The sequence below is a fragment of the Pseudoalteromonas sp. XMcav1-K genome, from assembly GCF_044005875.1.
GTDB classification, from domain to species: Bacteria; Pseudomonadota; Gammaproteobacteria; order Enterobacterales; family Alteromonadaceae; genus Pseudoalteromonas; species Pseudoalteromonas spongiae.
This window is the reverse complement of record NZ_JBIPJE010000042.1, coordinates 23047-48509: the sequence shown is the minus strand read 5'-3', so window position 1 is coordinate 48509 and position 25463 is coordinate 23047. Positions and strand designations below refer to the sequence as shown.

Annotated in this window: 1 protein-coding gene (running past one end of the window); it reads left to right on the top strand. The window is 39.3% G+C overall.

From position 1 onward, the window contains the following. Positions 1-141: 141 nt before the first annotated feature. A protein-coding gene (locus ACHSBP_RS10225) for an IPT/TIG domain-containing protein (RefSeq protein WP_395388784.1) crosses the window boundary here: on the top strand, positions 142-25463 show its 5' portion. 12451 nt of this gene lie beyond the right edge of the window; 25322 of the gene's 37773 nt are visible here — the first part of the coding sequence; the start codon lies at positions 142-144; the stop codon falls past the right edge of the window.

The following is a 25463-nucleotide window of genomic DNA, read 5'->3' as shown; positions in this document are numbered from 1 at the left end:
CTTAGTAGGCCTCTGATCTCAAAATCTTATCTTCCTGTAAATAAAAGAAAAAAATTTGCCTGAATCGTAATTAATCTTTTATAATGCCGGCTGCGATTTTTTACGCGTAAAGATATTTACTTTATTCAGGGAAGAACTTAGATGTCGTTTGTAAAAGGATTAGTTGCCTTTTTTGCAGTTATTTTGCCGTCTGTAGCTGTTGGGTCAAATGCATATAATATCAGTACGACAGGACGCTTCGATGTATCTACATCGAATAGTTTTGTGTTTTCTGCATCTGATTGTAGCCGCATTGTTAGTGTGCAATATACTAACTCTGAAGGGGAATTAACTGATTCACAGTTAACTGACCAATGTGAATATTCGTTTAGTCTCGCTGAGGGCAATCAACCAGCGATAACTATAACCTATATTGATGGCACAACCGACACTTATAGTGAGTCATTCTCGCAAGACACTATTTCCCCTGAGATCTATTTTGAAAGTGTCAACATCATTGAAGAAAATGAGCAGCAATCGCTAGTAGTAACCTATCAAGCTACAGATAATGCGGATATCTCAAAAGTAGGGATTGATTTAAAGGGTATAACAGCATCAGCATTAAGAGGTGCAGGTGGTGTAGTTGACAATGCTTTAACTAGCGCTTTTGCAAATTCTGCAGGTTACCAAATCATAATTCCGAAGACCAATGCTCAAACCAGCTTTTCGTTAAAAATTCCTTTCGACAGAAAACTGTCAGCCCAACAAATTTACGCAGATGGTTTATTGCTTCTGAATGCATATGTAATAGACGCATACGGCAACAAAGCTGTTACGTCTAGTATCGAAAAAACGGGAGGAACATTAGAAGAAAAAGTGCTTGGCTGGCGCGTATTTCCTGAACGAGTTTCGATTAATGACCCGTTTCAATCTGTGACTTTATTGCCTTACATTAATTTTGAATTCCGTGGCGAAACGGTTAGCGCAGGAGAAGGGCTGGGTGTAACTTACACATCCTCTGATCCAGAGCATGTTAAGGTGAGTAGCGATGGAACGGTATATGTTTCACCAGATGCTGATAGTAAAAATGCCACAATAACTGTTAATTACCCAAGTTTAAATAGTATTGATGTTCCGATAGAAGTAAATTTTTCAAAGAAATTGAAAGGTCTTTCATTTGGTAGCGAGACGTTAACAATTCCGTCTTTAAATAAAGCAATTACACTTCCTCCAATTGAAGCTATATATGAGAATGGCGATAAATTCCGAGTGTCTCAACAGTATGCAGTCGATATAGAAATCCCTGAATTTGCGAGCAATTACTTAAAAATAGAAAATAATGAAATTACTTCGCTTTTACCAATCTCATCGACAACGCCAGTATTATTAACATTTTATTTAGCGAACGACCCGACAATAAAGGGGGAAGTCGCGGTTTCAGCAATAGATGCTTTGCCGAATGTTGACCTAACTACACCGATTGAAATTGTTAAAGGGAAACAAGCAACATTAGTCGCCAAACCAGTAGACGACGTATCAGTATTCAAAGTAGATTTTCTAGTTGAAGGCAAACTGGCTGCAACAGTTACTTCGCCGCCATATGAATTTTTAATTAATATATCTGAATTCCAAACCGCGCCGAACGTAAAAGTACAAGCGAGAGTAACCGATAGCGCGGGTCAAACTGGTTACTCGGCTCAAAAGTCAATTATGGTAATTGATGAAGACTCGATAGTTATTCCAGATATGACATTTGAAAAGCCAATCCAAAATCAACGGGTTGTTGCAGGAACTAGAGTTGACTTTAAACTTAGTCATAACCTTGGTGAAGCGAAAAAAAGTTTTGAAAAAACAACTGGGATTGAGCGCGTAAATTTTTATGTAGATGGAAAGAATGTAGGTACAGCAAGTTTCCCAGGCTTTGAAGTGCGAAAGATTAAGACTCCGTTAGGAGAAGAAAAAGATTACCTGTTTGAAACTTGGTCACTAAAATACAATACACAAAATACGACAATTAAACAGAAATCAGTCCCTGTGTATGCTGAGTTTGTGCAAGGGATTAAAACACAAGCAACACCTTCACGGTTTTTAAATTTAATACGAAATACAGCTGCATCATTAAATTTGCAGCACCCTCAGCATGAAACAGATGTTATTGCTGGTGGCACGACAACGGCTGTACTTCAAATTATGGACGATACTTTATTCTTAGGTACTGACGTTGAAATACTGCTAAATGGTCGCGTCGTAGATAGTCATACGATATTTGATAATGATTATGAAGAAAAAAATGAACTGAGTAAGCCAACAGCTATTTTAAAACGTGAAATAGATATCGACCCAGAGCTGCTAGGTGATATTGCTAATATTCAAGTAAAAGTTACTGATTTTCATGGTGAAATCACTCAAAGTGAGGTAATTCGAACTAATGTAAAATCTGACCAAGGGCCTAGTGTTTCGCTTTCAAACCCTGTCGAAGGAGATTACTGGATTGCTGGTTTACCAGTAGAGTTAAGAGCTGCAGCGAGCGATGATGAAGCTGTTAAAATGGTTGAATTTTACGTTAATGACCAGTTAATTGGCAGCGATACTAATGCGCCTTATAGCGCAGTTTTTGATGTACCAGTGCAAAACAAAGAAGTTCAAAACTTCTCAGTTTATGCGAAAGCAATCGATAGCAAACATCAAAGCAGTAATAGCCAAGTAATCAACGTTGCAGTAGGTGTGGATAATGAAAAGCCCGTTGTTCAGTTCGTCTCGCCTAGCATCAATGGTATTTTAGCAGATTCAAGTGTCGCAAAAATCGTCACTGGCACTGAGCATTTGATAAAAGTAACTGGTTACGACAATGTAGGGGTATCAGGGTTTAAAATTAATGGTGTAAAAAAGCAAGGAAGTAAGCTTAAAGTAACGGGGGTTACAACCGATTCAATTACTGACAGTGATATTCCAATTCAGCGTTTACCTGGTGAAGCAAATTCCTTCTCAATTGCAGGCTTAGCATCATTCCCAATTTTTGATGAATCAAAACAAGTAGAGCAACAGCCATATACATTAAATGGTTACGTTACTGATGAAGCGGGAAACCAAACAAGTATTTCCCTTACGGTCGCCGTGATTAACGACCAAAGACCTAGTATATATGAAGTTGAATTAGATCAGTTAGATTATACAAGTAATAGTGAGCTTACATTGAATGTTATCGCTAAAGATGACGTAGGCGTGAAAAACGTTCAAGTTAGTTTAATTGATGAAAAGCATAACGTTCTGATTAGTCGAAAATTATCGGATCAAAGAGCCGTGACACCTAATACCAGTGTTCAAGGTACGTTTTCGATTGACCTAGCAACTTTGTCTTTAGCAAATGAGATGCAATCGATAAACCTAAAAGTGATTGCAACCGATACGATGGGACAAGAGTCGGATGTGTACAGTAACTTGATTAGTATTACACGTGATAGCGAAGGACCAGTCATAAACCTAGTTAATCCGCTTGCTTCAGAGGCATTACTTGTAGATAAGCGTGTAGTGTTCACATTTACAGCATTTGATAAAGCGCCCGTGGAATCAGTGACAGCTTACATTGATGGTGATAAAGCGGCTGAGTACGACGCCAAGGCGGCTCGGCAAGTGATGAGTTTGTACCATACACCTAAACAGACCTCGCCGGTCAAGCTAGAAATTTCAGCGGTTGATAAATTTGGGAATGTAAATAATGTTGTTTGGGATTTTAACGTTTATGAAGACCCGATTCCAAATTTAGTAATTGAGCATCCTGTCACTGGTAGCAGTTATATTGAAGGTGAATTAGTTGAGGTACTGGCGTACATAACAGATAACAGCACGTTCAGCGCGAAATGGCAACTTTTTGAGAATGGGAAAGAAGTCGACAATGGTACTATGCGCTCGGATCGTGGCTCTGCGCAATATTTAGCTTCTTTCAATATGCCTAATGTGTCTGAAGACGAGCTTAAACTAGTTGTTTCCGTTAATGATGGTGTTCAGATTGTTACCGAAGAAATAAAACTGCGAGTAATACAAGACAGTAATGCTCCAATTGTGAGTGTAGTAAAACCAAATGTCGCGTTTAGCTTGGAAACAGGTCAATCTTTTGAGGTGTCAGCTGTTGTTACTGATGATATTCACATTGATGACGTCACGCCTGTATTTATCGATAGTCAAGGTAAAAAGCATACATTGGAATGGTTTTCATTTGTTCGTAAAGATTCAATAGAACGTATCGAAATTGAAAACCCGATCACCATAGGCACTAGTATTGTTCATGAACAAGTAAAAGCTGAAGTGAATGGTATCGTGTTTGTTCCGGGCAGCTTTTGGGGACTTGAGGCTGTTGACTATGATTTTACTCTGCATGCAGTTGATGGTGGGGCAAATCAAGGAAGTAGCGACAATGTAAAAGTGACGTTATTGCCTGATACACAAGGGCCTAACATAAATGTTGTTTCACCTTTACCAACCGTAACTCAGAATGAGTTAGTAACGTTACACATCGACGTTGAGGATGCGTCAGGTTTGTCAACTATTGAGGTAAAACTCCAAGATGAAATTTTACATCAATCGCAACAGATAGATGACACATTTACATCAAAAGACCTTGGAATCTACGTTGATTTTAGTCAATTCAACCCAATCCCTAGCGAAGGTAAGGAAGTTGAACTTTCAATAGTTGCAAATGATAGGTTGAACAATCAATCACAAGTCAAACAAACAATTAAGATTGAACAAGATAAGCCTGCAAAACTAGTGCTCGATGCTGCATCACCACAGCCAATGCTTATAGGTGAACATGTATTTGTTAACGCATTAATAAGTGATGATTACGCACCTAAATCTAAGCCTGTGGTTGCTGGTTTGGTACTAATGTCGGATGACCTCGTTGATTCAGTAAAACTCTCTTACCAAGTTGAAAAACAAAACGAGATAGCCAGTGGTTTAACTTATGAAATGGATATGCTAACTGATAGCGGCGAATTTAGCGTATTTGTTGGTGATAAGCCGTGGTTGGAATTTGAAGGGAACAAGTTAAAAGCACTTTCTAATGAATTAGAGAGTAATGCAAAATTGGTATTTAAAACGAATCTTTCAGGTGAGTTCAAAGTAAAAGTATCACCAAAACGTGCAGATGCCTGTATGGCGATTGACCAAGCTCAAGTGTATGCTTTTAATGAAGAAATAAACTTATTGGATTTAGAAGCTGACAGTCTAGATTTTGAAATTATAAGTGAAGTAAATGAATTTGCTTATTTCAATAAGTTGTCAATTACAAAACCAGCTCACAATCGCTACCCGTTACCAAACAATCCAGTTCGATTAACAGACTCTAACTACCAAAGTAGCCTTATCTTTAATACCGAACAAGGTCGCTCTTGGGTTGCATTTAGCCCTAGCTATGCATTTGGCAATGATAAAAAAGCACTGAATAGTGCAATTAATTTATTGGTTTTACCACCTTATGCACATAGACAAGATATTGCGGTATTTGGTGTCGGTTTAGATTATTTGAGGCAAGACAACGCTTTCCACTCAATGCCTCAGATTGGCACAATGTTGATAACTGAAAGCACAACTTCATTGACTTCTGAACAGATGTCACCAACACAGTTAAACGGACTTAAGGCAGGCGAAAAGTTTGATTGGAATATTAGCTTTGCAGATGATGCGAAAAGGCTGCAAAAAATTGAATTCTTTATCAATGATCAGGTCGTAGCGTCAAAATACCCTGAACTATTTAGTGAAGACTTTACTTTATTGGGTAATGTGCCAACGAGCTCAAAAGTTAACGATGATATTTTACTCTCCGTAAACCTCACAGACTCTGAAGGAGTTGTTTCGAGTATTTCGCAGTATTACCCAGTTATAAAAAATAATTTACCTGAAATCGATTTGATTAAGTTTGGCGCGCACAACATTATTACTGATAAAAGTCGATTAAATTACGGTGAGTTTTGGGTAAGAAATGGGGCTAATTTTAACTATGATTTGACGCTTCTTGATGATACAGGCTTGTCAAGATTGCAAGTTGAACGATTATTACCTAATGGAAGCACAGAGTTAGTCTTTGAAAAAGACTATGCAACAGCCTGTGATCAAAGCAATACAGTCAAAGAAAATGTTAGTGTTGATTTAGTATTTAATCATGAACAAACCCAACAATATCGAACAACGGTTTTTGATGTATTAAATCAAAAAGCTGTCATTGAATTTTTTGTTCATCCTTTGGGGAATGTAAAGCCGGGAATTCGTATTGTTTCACCTGCACCTTCACAATCTATTGTAACTGGTGCATTCAATCTGCGAGCGCGCGTGGTTGTAACAGATGATCGAAAGATTGAAGATTCAAATATTGTTACCAAATTTAATGGGGTAAAAATTAATTACCTCAATGGTGATACTGATAAAACACTTAGCTCTGTAGATAAACTGAAGCTTGCTGAAATTTATGATGAATATGAAAAGTTATACGGCGAAGAAATCGCAAAAATATATGCAAGCGAAGATAGTGAATACCTTGAAGTATTCGATTTTTATTACAAGTTGCCTGAGCAAGTAACTAAAGACCAGCAAATTATTGCGCTGTCATCTGTTGTTACCGATTTAGATAATGACTTCAACAAAGATGAAGTTGTATTGAATGTCGTACCTGATAACATCAAACCATCTGCAGCAATTTTGTATCCTAAAGTAGAATTTGGTGTTGTTGAAGCAAGTAGCGTAAAAACACAATTTACCGGTTATGATAACGTCAAAGTTAGCGAATTTGAGCTATTTAAAAGGTTAACAGCAGTTAAGAATGGACAAGAGATAGCTGCGTTATCATATGATGCACCTATCCGAACAATTTCCAATATTCCGGCTAAAGATCACAATGTAATTACTACCAATGATATAGACACACCTGTTTATGATCATATTTTTCAAATTGATACACTTGCGAACATACAATCTCAATTTCCAACTATATCTGACTTTACAGATGTTACCTTCTTTGTGTGGTTAAAACTTAGAGCTGTAGACGCAAATGGCAATGAATATGAAGTTGAAAATGCATTTAAAGTGAATATCGATCAGCGACCCGTTGTTGATATTGTATCACCTAATTTGCAGTCAAAAATCGTTGAAGGAGCACCAGTTTCGGTTAACATTCACGCGCAAGATGATGTAAAAATTGAATATGTAAGGGCATCCGTATTTAACAAAGACAAATTAATTGAATCACGACGTTTTGAGAAAGGCCCGTATACATTTTCATTTTATGCACCTACGCAAGCCGAGCTGAACAATGACACGATTCGAATTGATGTTGAGGCATTAGATTCATACGGCCAAAAATATAATGATGTTGATAATCATCTTGCTAAAGAGTCAATCACATTACCAATCGTGGCAGACCAAGCGCCTGTAGCAGAAATAGCATTTCCACAAAATAATGCAAATTACATTGAAGGACAAACTGTCCTGACTCAAGTTGTTGCGTCAGATGATGTTGGTATTGACAATGTATCACTACAGGTAAAAGGTTTAGTCGGTGGTGATTTAACATTATCAGATGGTAAATACCCATACGAATTTGTTTTTAAAATCCCGTTTGGTCAAACTGGTAAAGACATCGAGTTGCTAGCGACAGTTACGGAGCATAGAAAGGAAAATGCACGTACTAGTTTTAGCAATAAAACTAAATTACATGTCAGCAAAGATACTACAGCTCCTATTATTTCGATTATTAATCCGCAGCAGGGTGTTACTGTTACAGAGCAAGGCAGATTAAAATATGCCGTAGATGCAACTGATAATGTTGAAGTGTCGAGTGTTAATACACAGTTAGTATATGATTTCAATAACGATGGAGTCATTGCCAACAGCGATATAATAAGCCAAAACTTCTCACTGATACCGCCTTATAATGGCGAATTTGTGCTTCCGAAGTTACAACAATTAAATCAACATGAAAGTGAAGCTGCCCAGCTTCAAGTGCGCGTCATTGCTTCTGATGGTGCTGGAAATACTGCAGCAGAAAGCACGGGTATTCTTTTACGAGCAAATTCATCTCCTGATATCAATAACATTATTTTACTCGATACTCGCGGCATCGCTCTAGATAATCAACAATCAGTTACGGTTGGTCGAGACTTTATCGCAAATGTTCACGCTTCAGATTTAGAGTCGGGTGTTGAATCAGTTACTTTGTATCGTTCGGTGAATAATGACACGATCGAATCATACGAGGAAGTTGGGTTATCGGGTACTGCCCCCTTTACATTTGAGCAGTCAAGTCGCGACTTGAGCGTAGGAGATACTATTTACTTCCGTGCAAAAGCGATTGATACGTATGGCAAAGAAAGTGATTTTAGCTCGGCGTTTGCATTTACTGTTATGGCAGATCAACCGCCAGAAGTATATATCGTTCAACCTAGTCAGCAACAAAGCTTTGCAATTTCAGGCGAACCAATTGATGTATTTGTGCGCGTAAAAGATGATCTTGGTGTTTTTGGTGTTGATCGCGTAAGGTTCTTAATGAACGATAAACCAGCCGCAGTGATTTACCAACCTGAGCCAAATTCAAATATATTTAAAGCACGTTTATACCCACCTGTTGATGCAAAAGGTATTAATATACAGGCGGTTGCATTTGATAAATTAGATCAGCAAGGCCTTTCAGAAGTCATTAAAGTAGGGATTTTAGATGATACTGTTGAGCCGGAGGTTGTTAATCTGGCGCCACTCGATGGCGAGATTCTTGATACCGAAAACGCGACTATTAGTTTTGTGACTTTTAAAGACTATGGCAGCAGCCGTGAGCGATTAGTAAAACAAACATGGTTAAGAGAGTATCAAAATGATGACAACCAATGGATAACACTATATCAGGTTGAGCGTGAACTGATTCGAGATGACCAAATGCTTGCCGATCTTGGTTACCAAGTAAGTGAACCTAAACATAATCAGTTTGTTTATTGGACTGAATTCAGTGACGGTAATATTTTAACATCTCAAAGCTTAAAGAATGAACGAGTTAGGGTTGTAACCAGTATTATTACAGGTCAGCACACAGTAGCACAGGAGACAACGCATTTAGTTGCTCATCCAATTAGTGAAAAAGTCTACTTTAGCCCAAAAAGCACAGCTAATGCTCTAGCTAAAACTGTACATTACAACGCACTTGCACAATATAGACAATATGGTGCAAAGCAAAGTCTAGTGGGTGCTTGGTCGACGGTATCACCAGTGGTGAATTTACCAATATTTGCTCCATACATGCACGCCGAATCTCCAGAAATAAAAAATGAAACGGGACTTTTCCTCGCTGATTATATTAATTGGAATGAAGCCCCCGAAAATGGCGAACGATTTGTTTATTCGCCGCTGATCAATGCTAATGTTGAAATATTAACAGGCACAATTTCAAGTCTAGCCGCAGCAGATGGTCTGATTGCGGCTAGTAAAGTCGGAGTTGGATGTGTATCGGATTGTGAAGGTAATAGGTTTACTAGCGCATTAATTTCTGAACGCTCGTCAGATTCTCATATTCAAGACCATTACTCTGCGTTTGGTGAATTATTACTGTTTACTAAGAAAAATGGTGATAATCAATTTGGAGTACCTTACCTATTATCGGGCAATGCGGATTTACCTTACAAAGACGCAAATGCTGTTGCAGTTTCAGGCAACTTGGCTTTTATTGCAAATGGCTTAGGTGGTGTTCAAGTATTCAATATTACGGATATAGAAAATCCGTACAGAGTCGATTTTATAAAGCCAGACGGATATGTTTCAGATGTAACTATCTATCAGAATTATGCTGTAATCGCCGCAGGGTACCAAGGTATTGTGATCGTTGACATTACACGCCCAGATTTACCTATTGTATCTACCTTAGACACTGCAGGTTCCGCTACAGGGCTCAGTATTGAGGGAAGCGTTTTATATGTTGCAGATTCGGGTTCCTGGCAGGGGGCTGGAGCACTTCATATTGTATCGCTTGAAGATCCAAACAACCCTCAGTTTATCGCGTCGCACGCAATCGAAGCGGCACAAGAGAACTTAACTTCTGCAGGGGCGTTTAATGTTGCTGTTTCAGGAAATAAAGCCTACGTATCTACTTTCTACCTAGACCAAGAACATGTACCGGTTAAAACCATTATTGAAATTGTTGACTTGAATCGTCTTTTAGCGATGAGAAGTGATTCAATGCAGCCTGTGTTGATTAATAAAGAGGCACAAAGTACAGATTTTGCAGTAACTGATATACAGCTTGTTGACAACAAAATGCTTGTTGCCGGCGGTAAAAAAGGCTTCAATCGAATTAGTTTCCCATCTCTCACTGTGATTGAGCATGAACCTAAATCTGGCTCTATTTATAATCCTCGAGAAGGCCTTACAGGCCATATCCGATTATCAACGGCATTAATGCCGCAAACTGACCTTGGTAGTTTCTTAGAAGTACGAGAGGGCCACCCGACACTTGGCGTTGATTTAACAAGTCAGTTTGAACTCTCATTTAAACAATTGGACGAAGCAACGGATTACACAACAGTTACATTTAGCAGTAAGGACGGTGTGTTATTAAATCCAAACACTCGCTTCTATGTAACGCTCAAAGCGGGCTTGCAAGCGGTAACTGGCTTCGAGTTGAGTAGTGATTATGTTTTTGACTTTTTTACTGGAAATAGTAGCAATGGAGATAAGCCTGAATTATTGTCGTTAACACCATCTTGGGGTCACACTTCTGGCGGTGATTCGCTCACCATGATCATCAAAAATGTAACTGATTCGGTTAAGGTGAAATTAGGCGGAATAGAACATAAAGTGGTTTCATTTGATCGCTTAGGTGATGAACAAGTTAAATTACAAATAACTACGTTACCAAATGTATCTGGACCTGCAGCGATCGAGCTCGAAGATCAAGGTATAAAAACAGTGTATCCAGGTGCTTTTACGTATACTGATAAAATTGCAATATCCTTCGTCAGCCCAGCTACTATTAAAGCAAGTCAACGAGGTGAGGGTGACCATGTAAAAGTTATCGGTTATGGTTTTAGCCCAGATATGACGATGACATTTATCCGTCACGATGATCCCGATATACAGAAATCGATTAAGATTGACGGTAATTATGCAACCGTCGAAAGCGCAACGAAACTAAGTGTAATTGTTCCAAACTTTGGTGAATCTTTCCGTGGTTTTGTTGACCTAAAAGTTACAAACTCCCAAGGAAAAACGGCGTATTTAGCAAAAGCATTATTCTATGGCGATTTATCTGAGACTCGTTCTTTAATTACGTCACCGGTGTTTTCACTAGACGACATTAAAAAGTACAACGGAGATAGTGATAAACCAATTGATGCGCTCAAGCTACCACCAGGCAAAATTAAGGGCGTAGGATTTGATGAGGCTCAGAATCTTATTTATGTTTTGGGTGATGGAATAAATCCACAATACAGCTTAAAGCCATCAGAAGTAGTCGATGAATCTTATGTTAGGAACTACTATGCGCCGAGTTGGTTATCTTTAGTTAAGTATGACGAAGCAAAAATAGATGATGCGGCGCCGATGCATGGTTTGGGCTATTATGATTTGCCGCAAACGCTTAATGCCGAAATGCTCCAAGTTACGAACTCATATGTTTATGCTGTTGCAAGAGCGGAAGATTATCCATTTATTGATCTAGAGTATGAAAACGGTACTTATTTGCTGGCTTTCGATAAGGCGAATTTTGCATCAGATGATAGCGTTGATCGTGGCATCGTTGGCAACATTAAGTTACCAATAGATATTAAACAAGAAATTAAACAGTTCTTAGTAATTGACCAACTGTTACTTGTGGTGACAGACAGTACCATTGTTTTTGTCAATATTTCGAGAGCCGATGAACCATTTGTCAGTCGAGTTTTTGAAGGGCCAAAACCTATAAAGCATGTTGAACCAATTGGCACTCAACTAGCAATTTCAATAGCAGAAAACCCAATCACAACTTACTACCTTGATATTATGGGGCCGAGTAGTGCTTTAGCTGATTCTGTTAATTTCCGTGGATTATTTGAAAAAACCCCACTATCGAGCGATGTCATTGATACTCAGTCGCGAGTTTCACGCTGGGAATTAATTAATCTGCAGCCAAGACTGGTAGCTAAGTTTACTGATTTAGGTTTTCAGATTAATCAATACCAAGGTTTAAAAACACATATTGTTTCTGAAACTTTAGCATATCAGTTGTTTGTACCTCCAAAGAACAGCCTTGCTGAAGAGGTGCTCGATGAGTTATTGAGAGAGCAAACAGAAGAAACTGATAAAACTAACCTTTCTTCAGTGATAATTTTTGACGCGTCTCGTAATCAAGGCATTAAGTTTTTAGACGGCGTTACAATATGTGAAAGTGAGTGCAAATCTGAAGGTTTAGATGTATCAAAAGATGGCATTGCAGTCGTTTATAGTGAGAGTGATTACGGCAGTAAACTTAGTTTAATCGACCTTAAGATTAACGAGATTATTGACTCTTACCCGCGCCCTATGGGTCTGTTTAATATTGATGATTCGCTGGTATTAAACTTCAGTAAAGTAATTAATTTAAATGGTCTATCAGAACAAGCGTTTGTTAATAGATTCGTTAATCTTGAGAAGGTTCAAGGAAGTGCTGATGGCACTGATGTATCCTTTGATTATATTATTGCAGGCAAAACACTCACGGTTACGCCAAAACAAAACCTAGCTAGTGGCCAAGACTATCGATTAACACTATCAAGTGAAGCGAATAGTTATAGAGCCCAAGGTTTAGTTGACTATATTGTCAATTTCACAACTTACTCACAAGACACGGCAGAGCCCGAGTTAGTTTCAGTTTTCCCTTCAAGTGTTTCAACACGCGGCAGTGAAGTGACAATCACATTAGACCAAGTAGTACCGGGACTTGAGTTTTTAGTGAGCGGTAAAGTGGCGAAAGTTACTGCGTTTGATGAGACAAACGGTCAGTATACGATACAAGCGCCTAGTAATGACGCAGGCATCAGTTCATTGAGTGTTATCAATGGTGAATATCGCAAACTCTACATTGGCGCACTTCACTATGTTGCTCCTTTGTCTTTGAGTAAAGTCGTGCCGAATTACGGTTCGGTAAATGGTGGTACTGAAGTAACAATTACAGGTCAGGGCTTTGAACCTAGCTCTCAAAGGCTAGAGATTAAATTTGGTGATGTACCTGTTCCGAAAAAAGACATAAGAGTTGTAGATAACAGTAAACTAATAGTTACGGTGCCTGCAGGCAGACTGGGCCTAAGTGATGTAACTGTTTCGTATTCAGATGGCCGCAATATTACCCTTGAATCTGCGTTTGAATACCGCACTCCTAGCGAGTTGCAGATTGAGGGTGAAGGAATAATTTATGACAGTGAGGTTGATCCGTCTAATAATTATTTGTTCTTAGCTGCTGGGCCGAAAGGTGTCCTTGTTCAGGATTTATCATTGGCAGAACGAGGTGAAAATGCTTTAGTCGCACGTTATGCGCTACCATCAAATTACTTTGCCCTTGGTATTAATGGCTTTTTCGAACGAAATAACGATAGATTATTCGTAACTGCGGCATTATTGGATAAAGATGGTGCGCCGATCAAAGACTCAGCACGAGTTTTTGTTTTTGCAGTAAATAGTTTTGATATCTCACAAGCTCAATTGGTTAAGTCTCTTGCATTAGGTGCGAACTTTGCGAAAGGTATTCGAGCTGAAAATAATCAAGTATATGTTGCCGCTGGAGACTCAGGGTTACAGATATTAGATAGTCATTTACACACTAAACTGTATTCTGCGGCATCTTATCAAACCAAGTTCGATGCGTTAGATGTTGCAGAATTAGAGTTACAACAAGGTAAGTTTTTTGCTGTTGCTTCCGGTAAATACAATTTTGCTTCGCAAACTCTTGACACATCAAGTGTTAAAAGTGGTCAGCTAGACATTATTCAACACAATGCCGAATTGGGGCTGAAACACGTTGCTTCGATTGATTTACCTGGTTCTCATTTAGCCGTTAATGGAACGCGAGTTTATATGGCAATGGGGGCTTTAGGTGCTGCAATAATTGATATTGAAAACCCTTATCAGCCGAAATTAATAGCTCGGCTTGTGAATTATGGAGCAGTACATGATGTCGCTATACAGGGCAATATTCTGCATTTAGCTACTGGCGAGTCTGGCGTGGTGAGTTTAAATGTAGCGGATGCTCAAAACATCAAACCAACGGCTGGAAAGTTAGCGATTAAATATCCAGTTTACGTGCTCACAACTTCTAATTATGCCTTGTATACGGCAGGCAGCAAGTCTTTCAAAAGCGAGTCGAACTATATGATTGGTCGCTATATAGATAGCGAATTAAGAGTCATTCGAGTTCAGCCTTTACCACATTACATCAACGAAAAGCTTGATAACGTGGTTGTCTCTTTCAATAAAGCGATAGACCTTTACGACAAAAATAATGATTTTGTGTTTGCACGAAACATTAATGGCGAGGTTATCCCAAGTGATATTGAAATTACCAATAATGACATCTCAATATCACCAAACTTATCACAGCTTTCGGTTAATGATACGTTTGATATTGTAGTGAAAAGTGGCTTAGCGAGTGTTAAACCGTTGCCTAATAATAATTACCTTAAAATAGCGTCTCTCGAAAATGATGTTGTAACGAGATTTAAGTATATCAACGAAGAAATTGAGAATTACTCGTTGTTTGATTTGTTGCCACGCCGAGTTTTAACGGGTGAGCAAAAGCAGCATTCGCTATCGGTGTTAGGGTTATTAACAAACAAAGATATTTCTATCTTTATCGGCGAAAAACCAGTTACAGACCTGCAAATTAATCATGCTTCGGTAGAAAACCCTGCAAATACATTGAGTTTTGTTACGCCAACACTGCCTAAACCGGGTATTTATGATTTGGTTATGATAATAACAGGCGAAGGTACGCAGTATACCTTGAGCCTAAAAGGGGCAATTGTTGTTGACGGTGTGTTGAGTGCAGACTCTGTGTCACCTCTGTGGACAGATTACAAAGGCGGAGAGACTATTACATTAATTGGTAGCGGGTTTGAACCGGGTACTAGTGTATCTGATGGAACGAGTATCAAAGTTGGTAATGTCACTGCGCAAGATGTAAAAGTGCTTAGTAGCAATAAACTCACCTTCACAGCACCACCAAATATGTCGGGTAAGCACCCAATAACCGTTTCAAGCAGAAATAATGCCCACCGTATTGAGACAGACGTACAGCTTGGCTATGGTCTTAAAAAACAAAGTGCGATTGATTTATTTGCCGCAAGTAGTTACGACTTAGCAGCGCTATCCACTGCGAATATGGTTTACACAAGCAGTGGTTATTTTAATTTGGGAGTTCCGAGTGCTTCTATTGCACAAGTCCCAGTGTTTTTACCTAACATAGGTTATTCAGTCGATGCGAATAATCCGAATCAATTGGTCGTAGCGGGCACTACCGCTACAACACCTAACGGTGAGTACCAGCAATACGAGTTTGAGGAGTTTGTTACACATAAGCTACTTTCTGGAAAACAAAATGCGTCCATTCTTACAGGTGAAGAAATTCCTTTAACGCCTTCTGAACAGAATTTCATGCGTTACCATGAAGCGATAGCCCTTGGTATGAGCGCTGATAGTGCAAATATTGAATCGTTTGAACTAGCTAATATTGGTAGTAGTAAACGTGACACCGTTGTTACAGGTGGCTTTGGACCTATAGGCCTTAGGGTCGTCAATACTGATGATGCATCGATTATACCAATTGTTGTTAGGGAACATTCAGCTTACACTGGAGCGGGTGATTTAACGGTTGCGACTTCGTCAAGCGATTTCAGTATTTATGCAACTGGTATCAGTTCGTCAGCAACAGACACTCCTGATGAGTGCTCGTGGGTTCCAGGTGGAACCACATCGCGCCAAATGTTTTCGGTTAATATGCTCGCAAAAGATGACCCTATTGTTATACAAAACAGTATTGCCATAGAAAGCGATAATAAACTGTTGTTAACTGATAATGGCAGACTTTTTGTTGCCGGTCATAGCGGTAGCAGGGTAAGTTCACCGGGAGAAAAATGCCCTCTAATTGATCTGTTTAATTTAGATACCTCCCCAAATGGCATATACCCTAATAAGATTCAGGCTATTAATTTATACCGCCCATCAGAAGTTACTGAGTTATTGCTACCGGGAAATGTATTTGATATTGCCGAGCACCAAGGTAAGTTAGTACTTGCTCTTGGTGAAATCGGTCTTGCTATTGTCGATAAACAATTAGTTGAAGTTGAGAAATTTATTGTAATCCCTGAAGAATTGCAATCTGGAAAGAGCAGTGCACACAAAGTAAATGTATATGGCAACTTATTGTTTGTCTCAATGCAACAAGGTGGCATTGTTATTTATGATGTAACAGATATAAATAACCCGGTTGTTGTGTCTGCGGGTACTAATGCGCAAATCTATGATGGGCTTGTCAATAATGTCAGCGTGCTAACAGCACAAGGTGATAATGGCGTTGCTGCATATGAACTGCCTGGTTCGTTTGTTAAGTCGAGTAATATTGAGTCTCAGCAGTTAGCGAAAGACGAAGCAATTACAATTACGTTTAACGAAGCAATTGCAGTTGATTCGGTTGTCGCGACACTAGTTGATGAAAGCACTGGTGAATCTCTTGATGTAACAGTGGTTGGAGTTAGCCCTGAAGCAGGAGCGTCACGCACTCTTCTGATCAATGCAGCACTATCTGATAAACAACGATATACATTGAATATTAAATCGGCTAATAATGCCAGAGGAACAGGCTTATTGGCAGCTTTTGAGGCATCATTTAGCTATATTGATGCCGCTCGACCTGATATATCCCACTTATCACGAAACTTATTCCGTACAAATGATCTTGGAGAATTACGCATCTACGGAAGTGGATTTACCAATGAGTCACAGGTGTTCCTAAATGACGTCCCTTTAGATAGCTATTTAGATTCTGACATGTTGATAACCGACATTACGGGATTACAATTTAGGGAAAACCTAGCAGGTCAATACACAGTTAGAGTAGAAAACAACGGCCTCAGTAGCGAACTAGTTGGTGCGGTAGTGGTGTCAGACCATATAGACAACGCGACTGAATTCGAGTTTTCTAAAACGTCAGGGCCGGTTGAAGGTGGCTACATATTAAATATTGAGTCAAATCGATCGACTTTCTTACCTGGAGATAAAATCTTATTACGTAATAAATTAGGTAATGAGTTATACACTGAAGAAATGGATGATGGTGAATACAATCTCAACTTAGAAGATGACGTTGTTTCACAGAGCTTAATTCGTTTCAGATTGCCAAAAGTGGTACAGCCCGGGCAATATGATGTGATTTTAATTAGCGGTAATGAAGAACTTCTTTTAGGTCAATTTAACTATATGTTAGAGCGCGGAACGCGCATTGATTTGCCTAACTATCCACCTATGTCTATTGGCGCAATGGTTGAAAGTGAAAACTTCCTATTTGTGGGTGTTCACAGCGGAGCGCAAGCAGCCATTAACAACCCTTATTTGTTAGATTACGGACTTGAAATCTATGACATGAGCTTGCCAATGTCACCAATAAGGCTAAGCCAGTTACCATTATCAGGACCTGTTACTGGAATCGAGCTTGTTGATAAGGTTGCATTTGTATCGGTACAGAACACCGGTGTGGTTGTTATTGATATTTCAGACAAAGCTAATCCATTTATTTTAAATACGTTAGCAGTTTCAGATTATCATGTGAGTGATATAGCGTTGTCGAAAGCGAATAACGTACTCGCAATTGCTAGCTATTCAGACTTAGCTGAAGGATATATACGCTTTGTTGACTTAACTTCTCCTGTTTATGCTGCGCCTTTAGGTTTTCCTGTATTGCGCTTTGATTCTGGAGAGTTGCTTGGTAAACCTCTTCAAGTTCAATGGGTTAATGGTGATTTGCATGTGTTATTGCAGCGCCAAGCGGATATTGTATTGGTTCAGTTCACTTCACTAGGAGCTGTACCAGAGTACGTGTTACACGGATTAGCAGGCCTTGAATACCAACAAGGGCCAGTCAGTATGTTGTTGGCGGAGCAAGGTGGGGCGATTACATTAGGTGACCAATACATCCAATTGTCTCGAGAATCTAATGTATTTGTGGTGAGTTATGCTGAGCAACATAGTGTTGAGAGTGTGCTACTGGAATCACATGGTTCACAATACTTAGCAACAGAGCAAGGGTTAGAACAAATTTTACCCAAAGGACTCGCGCTAAGCGATTTCGTACCGACGGTAAATGCTGATATTGGGCCGGGAGAATACATCGAACTTTATTTTAATAATTTGATAAACACCGATGAAGCACATTTAAAGTCGCAAATTAATGTAAAGTTTGAAGACAATACTTATGGGGTTTCTCCGTTAGGTATTAATACCATGACTGGCGCTAAAGTTCGCTTTGCAATGCCAGAGTTTAATAGTTCAGGGCCCGTGACGGTGATTATTAATGCTGAGCTATTAAACATAAACGGTGAAAAACTAGGCACGACATCTGAGATCACGTATCAGTATAGTAATGTAGTTGCTATTGATATTGATAAAATTGAACGTGTCAGTATCAGTGAAAACACATCTAATCATTACTTCTATGCAGACGGTACGGAGCTAGTTAAGTTAACGGGTTCGGGGTTCGGAAGAGACTCTGCACAGTTGACAATTTATGTTGGTGATATGCTTATTGATGGGGCTAACATCGAAAGTGTTGATAATAATCAAGTCACTTTTAAGCTTGATAAAATCCCAAATATTGATGTTGCAACGGCTTATTCGATAAGCGTTTCAAAGCTAGGCCGACAAGACACAGTTATTGCAGGATTAATTGTATTACCGAAACTCGTACTGCAAGATATTAATCCGGCTACCGGTCCCCCACAGGGCGGTAACACATTGCAACTTCGTGGTTTTGGTTTTACACCAAGCACACAATTTGAAGTAAATGGATCACCGCTCAATAATGTACGAGTTCATTCAGCAAACCTTGCTGAAGGATTAGTACCAGCAGGTAACTTTGGCCCTGCAACAGTAAGTGCATTTAATCCTCAACTCACAGACTACATAACAGTGTCGCCAGTAGAGTATTTCTATGCAGACCAAGCAACAGCAACTTATGCGACCGAAGGAGATGACAATAATCCGTTAATAGGTTTGTTCGCAAGAGATAGCTTGTTGTATGCGATTTCAGGTGGCGGGTATGCACCTTATGATAGTGACGGCAACAAACTGGCGAGCGTAAAGACGCAACAAGCGCAATTGTTAGTTGCCGATGTAAATGACCCTGTAGTAATCAATATACTGAAAAAGAAGCTTGGCAATGATGTTCAAAAATATCATTTCTCACGTCAATTACCGCCTTCAGGTTTTAGTTTAATTACATCTCAGAATAATCAATTATTCATTGCTGGTGGTAATCAATTATTTTGGTTTGATACTTCTCAACCAGCAGAACCACAATTGATGTCTGTTATGCAACAAAGAGGTTCGATTAATGATTTAATTATCGAAAATAATTTATTGTTTGTTGCAACTAACGCTGGTCTTGCTATTTATACTATTGGCGATAACGCACAGCTGGAAGAAATTGGGTTTATTAGCAGTGCAGTGCTTAAAGGGATTGTAAGCAAAACGATTGTTGATGGTGTTGATCTATGGTTAGTGTTATCAACCAGTCGAGAGCTTGTCTCGGTAGATATTGCTTCAGGTGATTTCACAATTGAACAGCGTATCAAAGTTACTGATCAGCTAGGTAAACGTTTACCAATTGCTGACGCTATCGTTTTGGATGAAATTATCCTTGTTGCTACAGGCAATAATGCGACCGTAGTAGCTATTGATAAAGCAACTGGTAACGGGTTAGATAATCTAAACTTGGCTTATCTGTTACGCAATGGTGATATCTCTGCAGATAAATTATTGCTTCAAGGCAGCATCTTGAATGTGGCGGCAGGTCATGGTGACCTTCAGCAGTTTAATATAAGTAATTGGTTAGCAGGAAGATTTGATATAAGCCCTGCACTCTATAACTACTACAGTGTGATGGGATCTGTTACTGATATTGCGGTGAACAATCTTACTCTATTTGCAACAACGGCTTATCTTCAAGATAGTAAAGGTCAAGGAATTGAAAGTCCTGTACCTGTTGGTAGTAAGTACCATAGAACAGGTGGAGGCATTGAAAGCTTTGCACCAGATGGTTTTGCTGTAATTGGCCATACACCAGACACTGAGGGGTATGTTTCTTTAGAACAAGCACTCGAGATCCGTTTTAATCAATACATTGAACCTCACTATTTTGAGCAGTTTATAGACAGCTTAATTACAGTTACTTTGAATAAAGTGCCTGTTTCAGGGCAATGGCAATTAGATGTATTAACGGATGGCGTAGTTGCAAGGTTTGTGTCAGATGCACCATGGCAAAATGGCAAACGTTATAAGGTGAATATTGCCAAAGGATTACGTGCAATCACTAACGATACGCTCGAAGCGCCTTATCAATTTAGCTTTATCGCGAGTGAATTTAATTCACCAGTCATAACTGCCGTAGTGCCTAATTCTGGGGTTTGGAATGGTGGTAATCAAGTAACATTATTTGGTGAAAACTTCAGCCGTGATAGCGAGATCCGCTTTGCAGGAAAAGAGGTACCACAAGAAGATATTCAATATTATAGTCCTGAAAAGCTTACGCTGATTGTACCGCCACTTAATGAAAAACCAGCGAGCAACAAACTTGTCAGTCTTGAACTAAGTAACATGCACCAACACGATGTATTAAATGGTGCTTACACTTACATTACTGACCCAGAAATTCTTGCTATTGGTAAGTTTAATCATGAAAAAGTATTGGTAAATACGCTCGAAACCACTTTTGCATTTAACAGTGCAGAACAAATAGCAATTCAAGCAGAAGGCATAAACCGCCATACCTTGATTGAGATTAATAATCAACCTGCCACAGGTGTTGAGTTTATTCGTTCGAATTTAGTCGTGTTTGATTTACCAACTAATACACTTGGTGGTTTGTCTGTGAAACTACATAACCAAGACAACCCAGACGTCGCCGCAATTGATAATAGCCTAAGCGTTTTTGTACCAACAAGTGAACACGATAATGCTGTTACATTAATGGAAAGCTTTGATGATCAAATTATTAAGCTGAAGATTGATGAATTGGTAATCGATAAGCACATTGGGAATAGCTACGTCAACTTGTTCACGCATACATTACCAAGTAAAGGTAAACTGCTGGCGATACAAAAAGATACAGTCGCAGTTCTGTTGGACGATAACTCCGTTGTCGTATATCGAGCGAATGATAATGCGGCTTATGCACTTCATAACCGAATTCAACTTCCAACTGATAAAACCATCAGTGCGCTAGTGCTGCAGCAAAATACACTCGCGATGTTTGCCGATGGCGAAGTATTAATAACCGATATCTCTGGCCAGAGTTATCAAACACTGGAGGGGGCGTATAAAGCATTAACCTTCTACGACGATTTTGTTATTAGCATTAAAGATGGATCTCTGGTTGCTTTGAGAGCAAGTGATTTAGCATCTGAGGTTGTTATAAAGTCTGATATCCCGACCTATGCAGAAAAATTACATATTGAGGGGAATCGACTATATGTAATGGCACCGTCAGAATTGGCGCTTTATGATTTAAGTCATGTGATCCGTGGGCAGATGAGTAAATTAGCAGTTACTACATCGCTAGGAACAAACAATAAATTAAGTATCAATGGTGAACTGCTTAGTTACTTTAATGGTGAGCAGTTTGTACTTGCGGACCTTAATATAGGTGATCAAGCATTAAACGCTAACGTAATTGCTAGTGTCGACGTAGACCTAAATGCAACACATGTCATGTTATTTGATGACCAAATATGTGGACTCATTCGTGGTGAGGTAAGATGTGGTAGTACGATTGTTAGTAACTTAATTGCTGCGCAAACCAACTTGATTACACGTGCGAATCAATCACTTTACTTCGCTATCAAGGGCGATGAGTCTCCGTGGCGAAACAGCAGCTTAAGCGTGACACAAGATGGTAATGATGTCGCTGGACAAACAGAGGTGTTTGATGGATTCATTGGTTATACGCCACACTTGCCAGGTTTTATAGCAAATGCGGCTGTGAAGATTGAACTACATGTGTATCCTCAACAGAATATAGACGGTGGTCAGGTTGTATTTGATTTACCAAATGCCTTTACCATGCATCCGCTATTTACTGATGAGCCGGTATCGCTTGATTACCTATCCCCGAACACGACTATCACTGGACGTGAAACGCATTTTACTTTATTTGGAGATCAACTTTTTGCACTAGAGCGTCTGGTTGTGGGCGGTCAAACTCTATTGCCTGCTGACTTTGAAGTGAATAATAGCGGTACTCAATTAACCTTTACTCGTCATTTTGACAATGCCGGGGTAAATAGTATTACCGCTTATCAAGGGGCAGAAACAGCGTCATTAATAGCTGGGTTGAATGTCACAGATGCAATTTCTGTAGATACTTTAACGAGTAATAATGCACGTGGCGCGGATTTAGTTTCTGATACGCAGAGAAATGAAATCACGCTAAAAGGCAAAGGGTTAACTGGTGATATACAAGTTTACTTTTTAGCGGATGAGCTTGGCGATACTATTTCAGATTCCAATAAGGTTGAGTACAGAAATATTACGGGAGGCATAGTATTCAATACGCCTAATACCTTACCTGGCACTGTGTATCATGTTGAAATAGTTAAACCGAGCACACAAGAGCATTATAAAGTTGCACAACGTTTGACCGCTATTGATGATACAGCCCCTATTGTGACGTCGACCAGTATTGCTTTTAACACACAAGATAGAATCGCTATTTCGTTCAATGATGACATGGTTGTGGGAAGCTTTTCGGTAAGCAAAGAAAACTTTGATTACAATACTCAAATGCATCTCGATGTATCAGATAATTTTACTGTTGCAGTTGAAAATAAACGTTTAATACTCTCTCCTGTCAATGGTTATCGTTTACAAGATAACGCAGTATATACGGTGGTCATAAATGGCATTAGTGACACCGACGCAAATACTGTTGAAGATTACAATAAAACAAATGTTACGATTATCGACGGCCAATTAGTATTGAGTCACACTACGTTTGATAGTTTGCCTCCAAGGTCAATTAGTTTACAGCGAGTTGCAGATCAGTTGCCAATGACACCTGCAATGACCTTAACAAGAGGTCGTACTTATGAATTTGAAGCAAGCGCTATTGATAATTTAACAAGTGACGTAAGGTACACGCTGCTTTATGCGAAAGATGGCGTTAATTTTGTACATCACGCACAGTCTATCGGTGACAATAAGTTTAGCTTATTTATTGATGAGTCTTTTGAGCAACTTGGCGTTAGACTTAAAGTTTCCGATCGTAATGACAATGTCGCGACTGCGCCATTTAGTGCCGCGATAATCGAACCTCAAGTAAACGTGTCTGAGCCAATCTTAACACCAACGAAAGCCGAAGAACTGTCAGCGTCGAGTATTCAATTCAAAGTGTTTGGTGATTTTGATCTGGTTAATAGCACCACAATGATGCTGCATAACAAGTGGTATAGAACAACATACCATCAGATGCTTGACCATGGTTTAGTCACTTTAAATTTTGTAAACCCAAGCCTGGCTCAGATTGCACCTGAACAAAATGTTGGTGTGGTGCTCAAGGCGGAACTTAATTATGCAGGTTCTCGAACGTTCAATAGTAGCTATAGGCTATACAAAGACGCGACACCGCCGACTGTTTCAATTGTAACACCTAAAATGAATGATAAATTCCCAATTGGAGAAGTTGCTGATGTGGTTATTCAATCATTCGATAAATACGGTGTTGAAAAAGTTGAAGTGTCAATTAATGAAGGTCCTTTCGAAACGGTTGAAACAGCAAACTTGTATCAATTTACGCCTGAGACAGAGTCACAAGTGACAATTCAAGCGAGAGCAAATGATCCGAACGGTAATATTGGATACTCTGAAGTTGTCTCTGTGCGAGCATTTGACCCAACTAAAGGAGAGCCTGAGCTACGTATTATTTCGCCAAACAATGGTGAGTATGTGAGAGAAGGACAGCAAGTTGAACTTACGCTGTTAATGCGCCATATCGAAAAAGCGACATTAGCAATTTTAGTCGGTGCTGAGAAAACTGATCCGCGTAACCCTGAGCCAATTGAAATTGTAAAACCACATGTAGATGTAGAACGTTTTAATGTAACAATCAAAATGCCTTACACAAGCGAAGACCTTGTTGTATTACTAGCGTTAGAAGGCGAGGACTATGTCGCTCGTAGCTTTGTAAATGTGGTTAAAGATGACTCTCTCGAGGAAAATATTGCAGTAAAAGTGTGGCCAAATGACAATGTTCTATCTGGCTTGGCGATGCATATTCAAGGGCAGCGCCCACAAAGCATGGTTGATTATTCAGACGAGTCAACTGTTGTCGTAACAGACAGCAACAATTCGACTGAAACACTTGCTATGGACACGACATCTGCACTTTGGCAAACCGGTATTGAGTCAGGCCAAGTTAAGGTGAGCAGTACCCTAAAAGATGTATCTGGTAACGAGAAGAAAGAAGAGTTTACTATACAAAAACATGATTATGTAAACAGCTCACGCAATGTACTAGCGTCGTTCAACGACAAGGAGTCATATCTTGTTGATGTTGCAAGTTTCAATAATCAGCCAATTACATTGCAACAACGTACAAATCACGGTTTTGAGATCAAGCTAAACGATACTACGGTATATCAAAGACCAAATACCGTCGCTTCGAAATTATATCACTCTGGTGGCCATTATTTCGTTGAATATCGTGAAAATAATCAGCAGTTTATAGCAATGTTCGACCCGAATGAACGAAAGGAAATCACGCGAAGTGCAATTCATGGCGATGTTTTGTCAGTTGAACAGAATTTGGTCGCAATTCAACAAGGCAATGTGCTGCTTGTAAAACATTTCTCGCGAAACGGAGTAGTAGAGTTTATCGGTTATCAAACTGCACAACAGTTAAAAGATGCAGTGTTTGTACGTGGAAAGCTTTGGTTACTCACTGATGGTCAATTAACTGAGTTAGCTGCCGATTACGAAAGTTTGTCATGGCAACGTGTCACGACTTATCAACATGCGGTTACTTCACCTATAAGCTTGGTTGCTAATCAAGAAACAATTTACATTACAGAGGGTAACGCCGTTCATGCGTTTGAGTTAAATCAGAACCAAGAACTCGTTAAGCTCGGTGACTTTGAAGAGCTCGGCGTTATTCATGCGATAGACATGGATAACGCTGGTCGAGTTTGGTTAAAAGTTCAGTACCCAATTCAATCACCAATTTGGTATGTATTGAAGCAAGATAAATC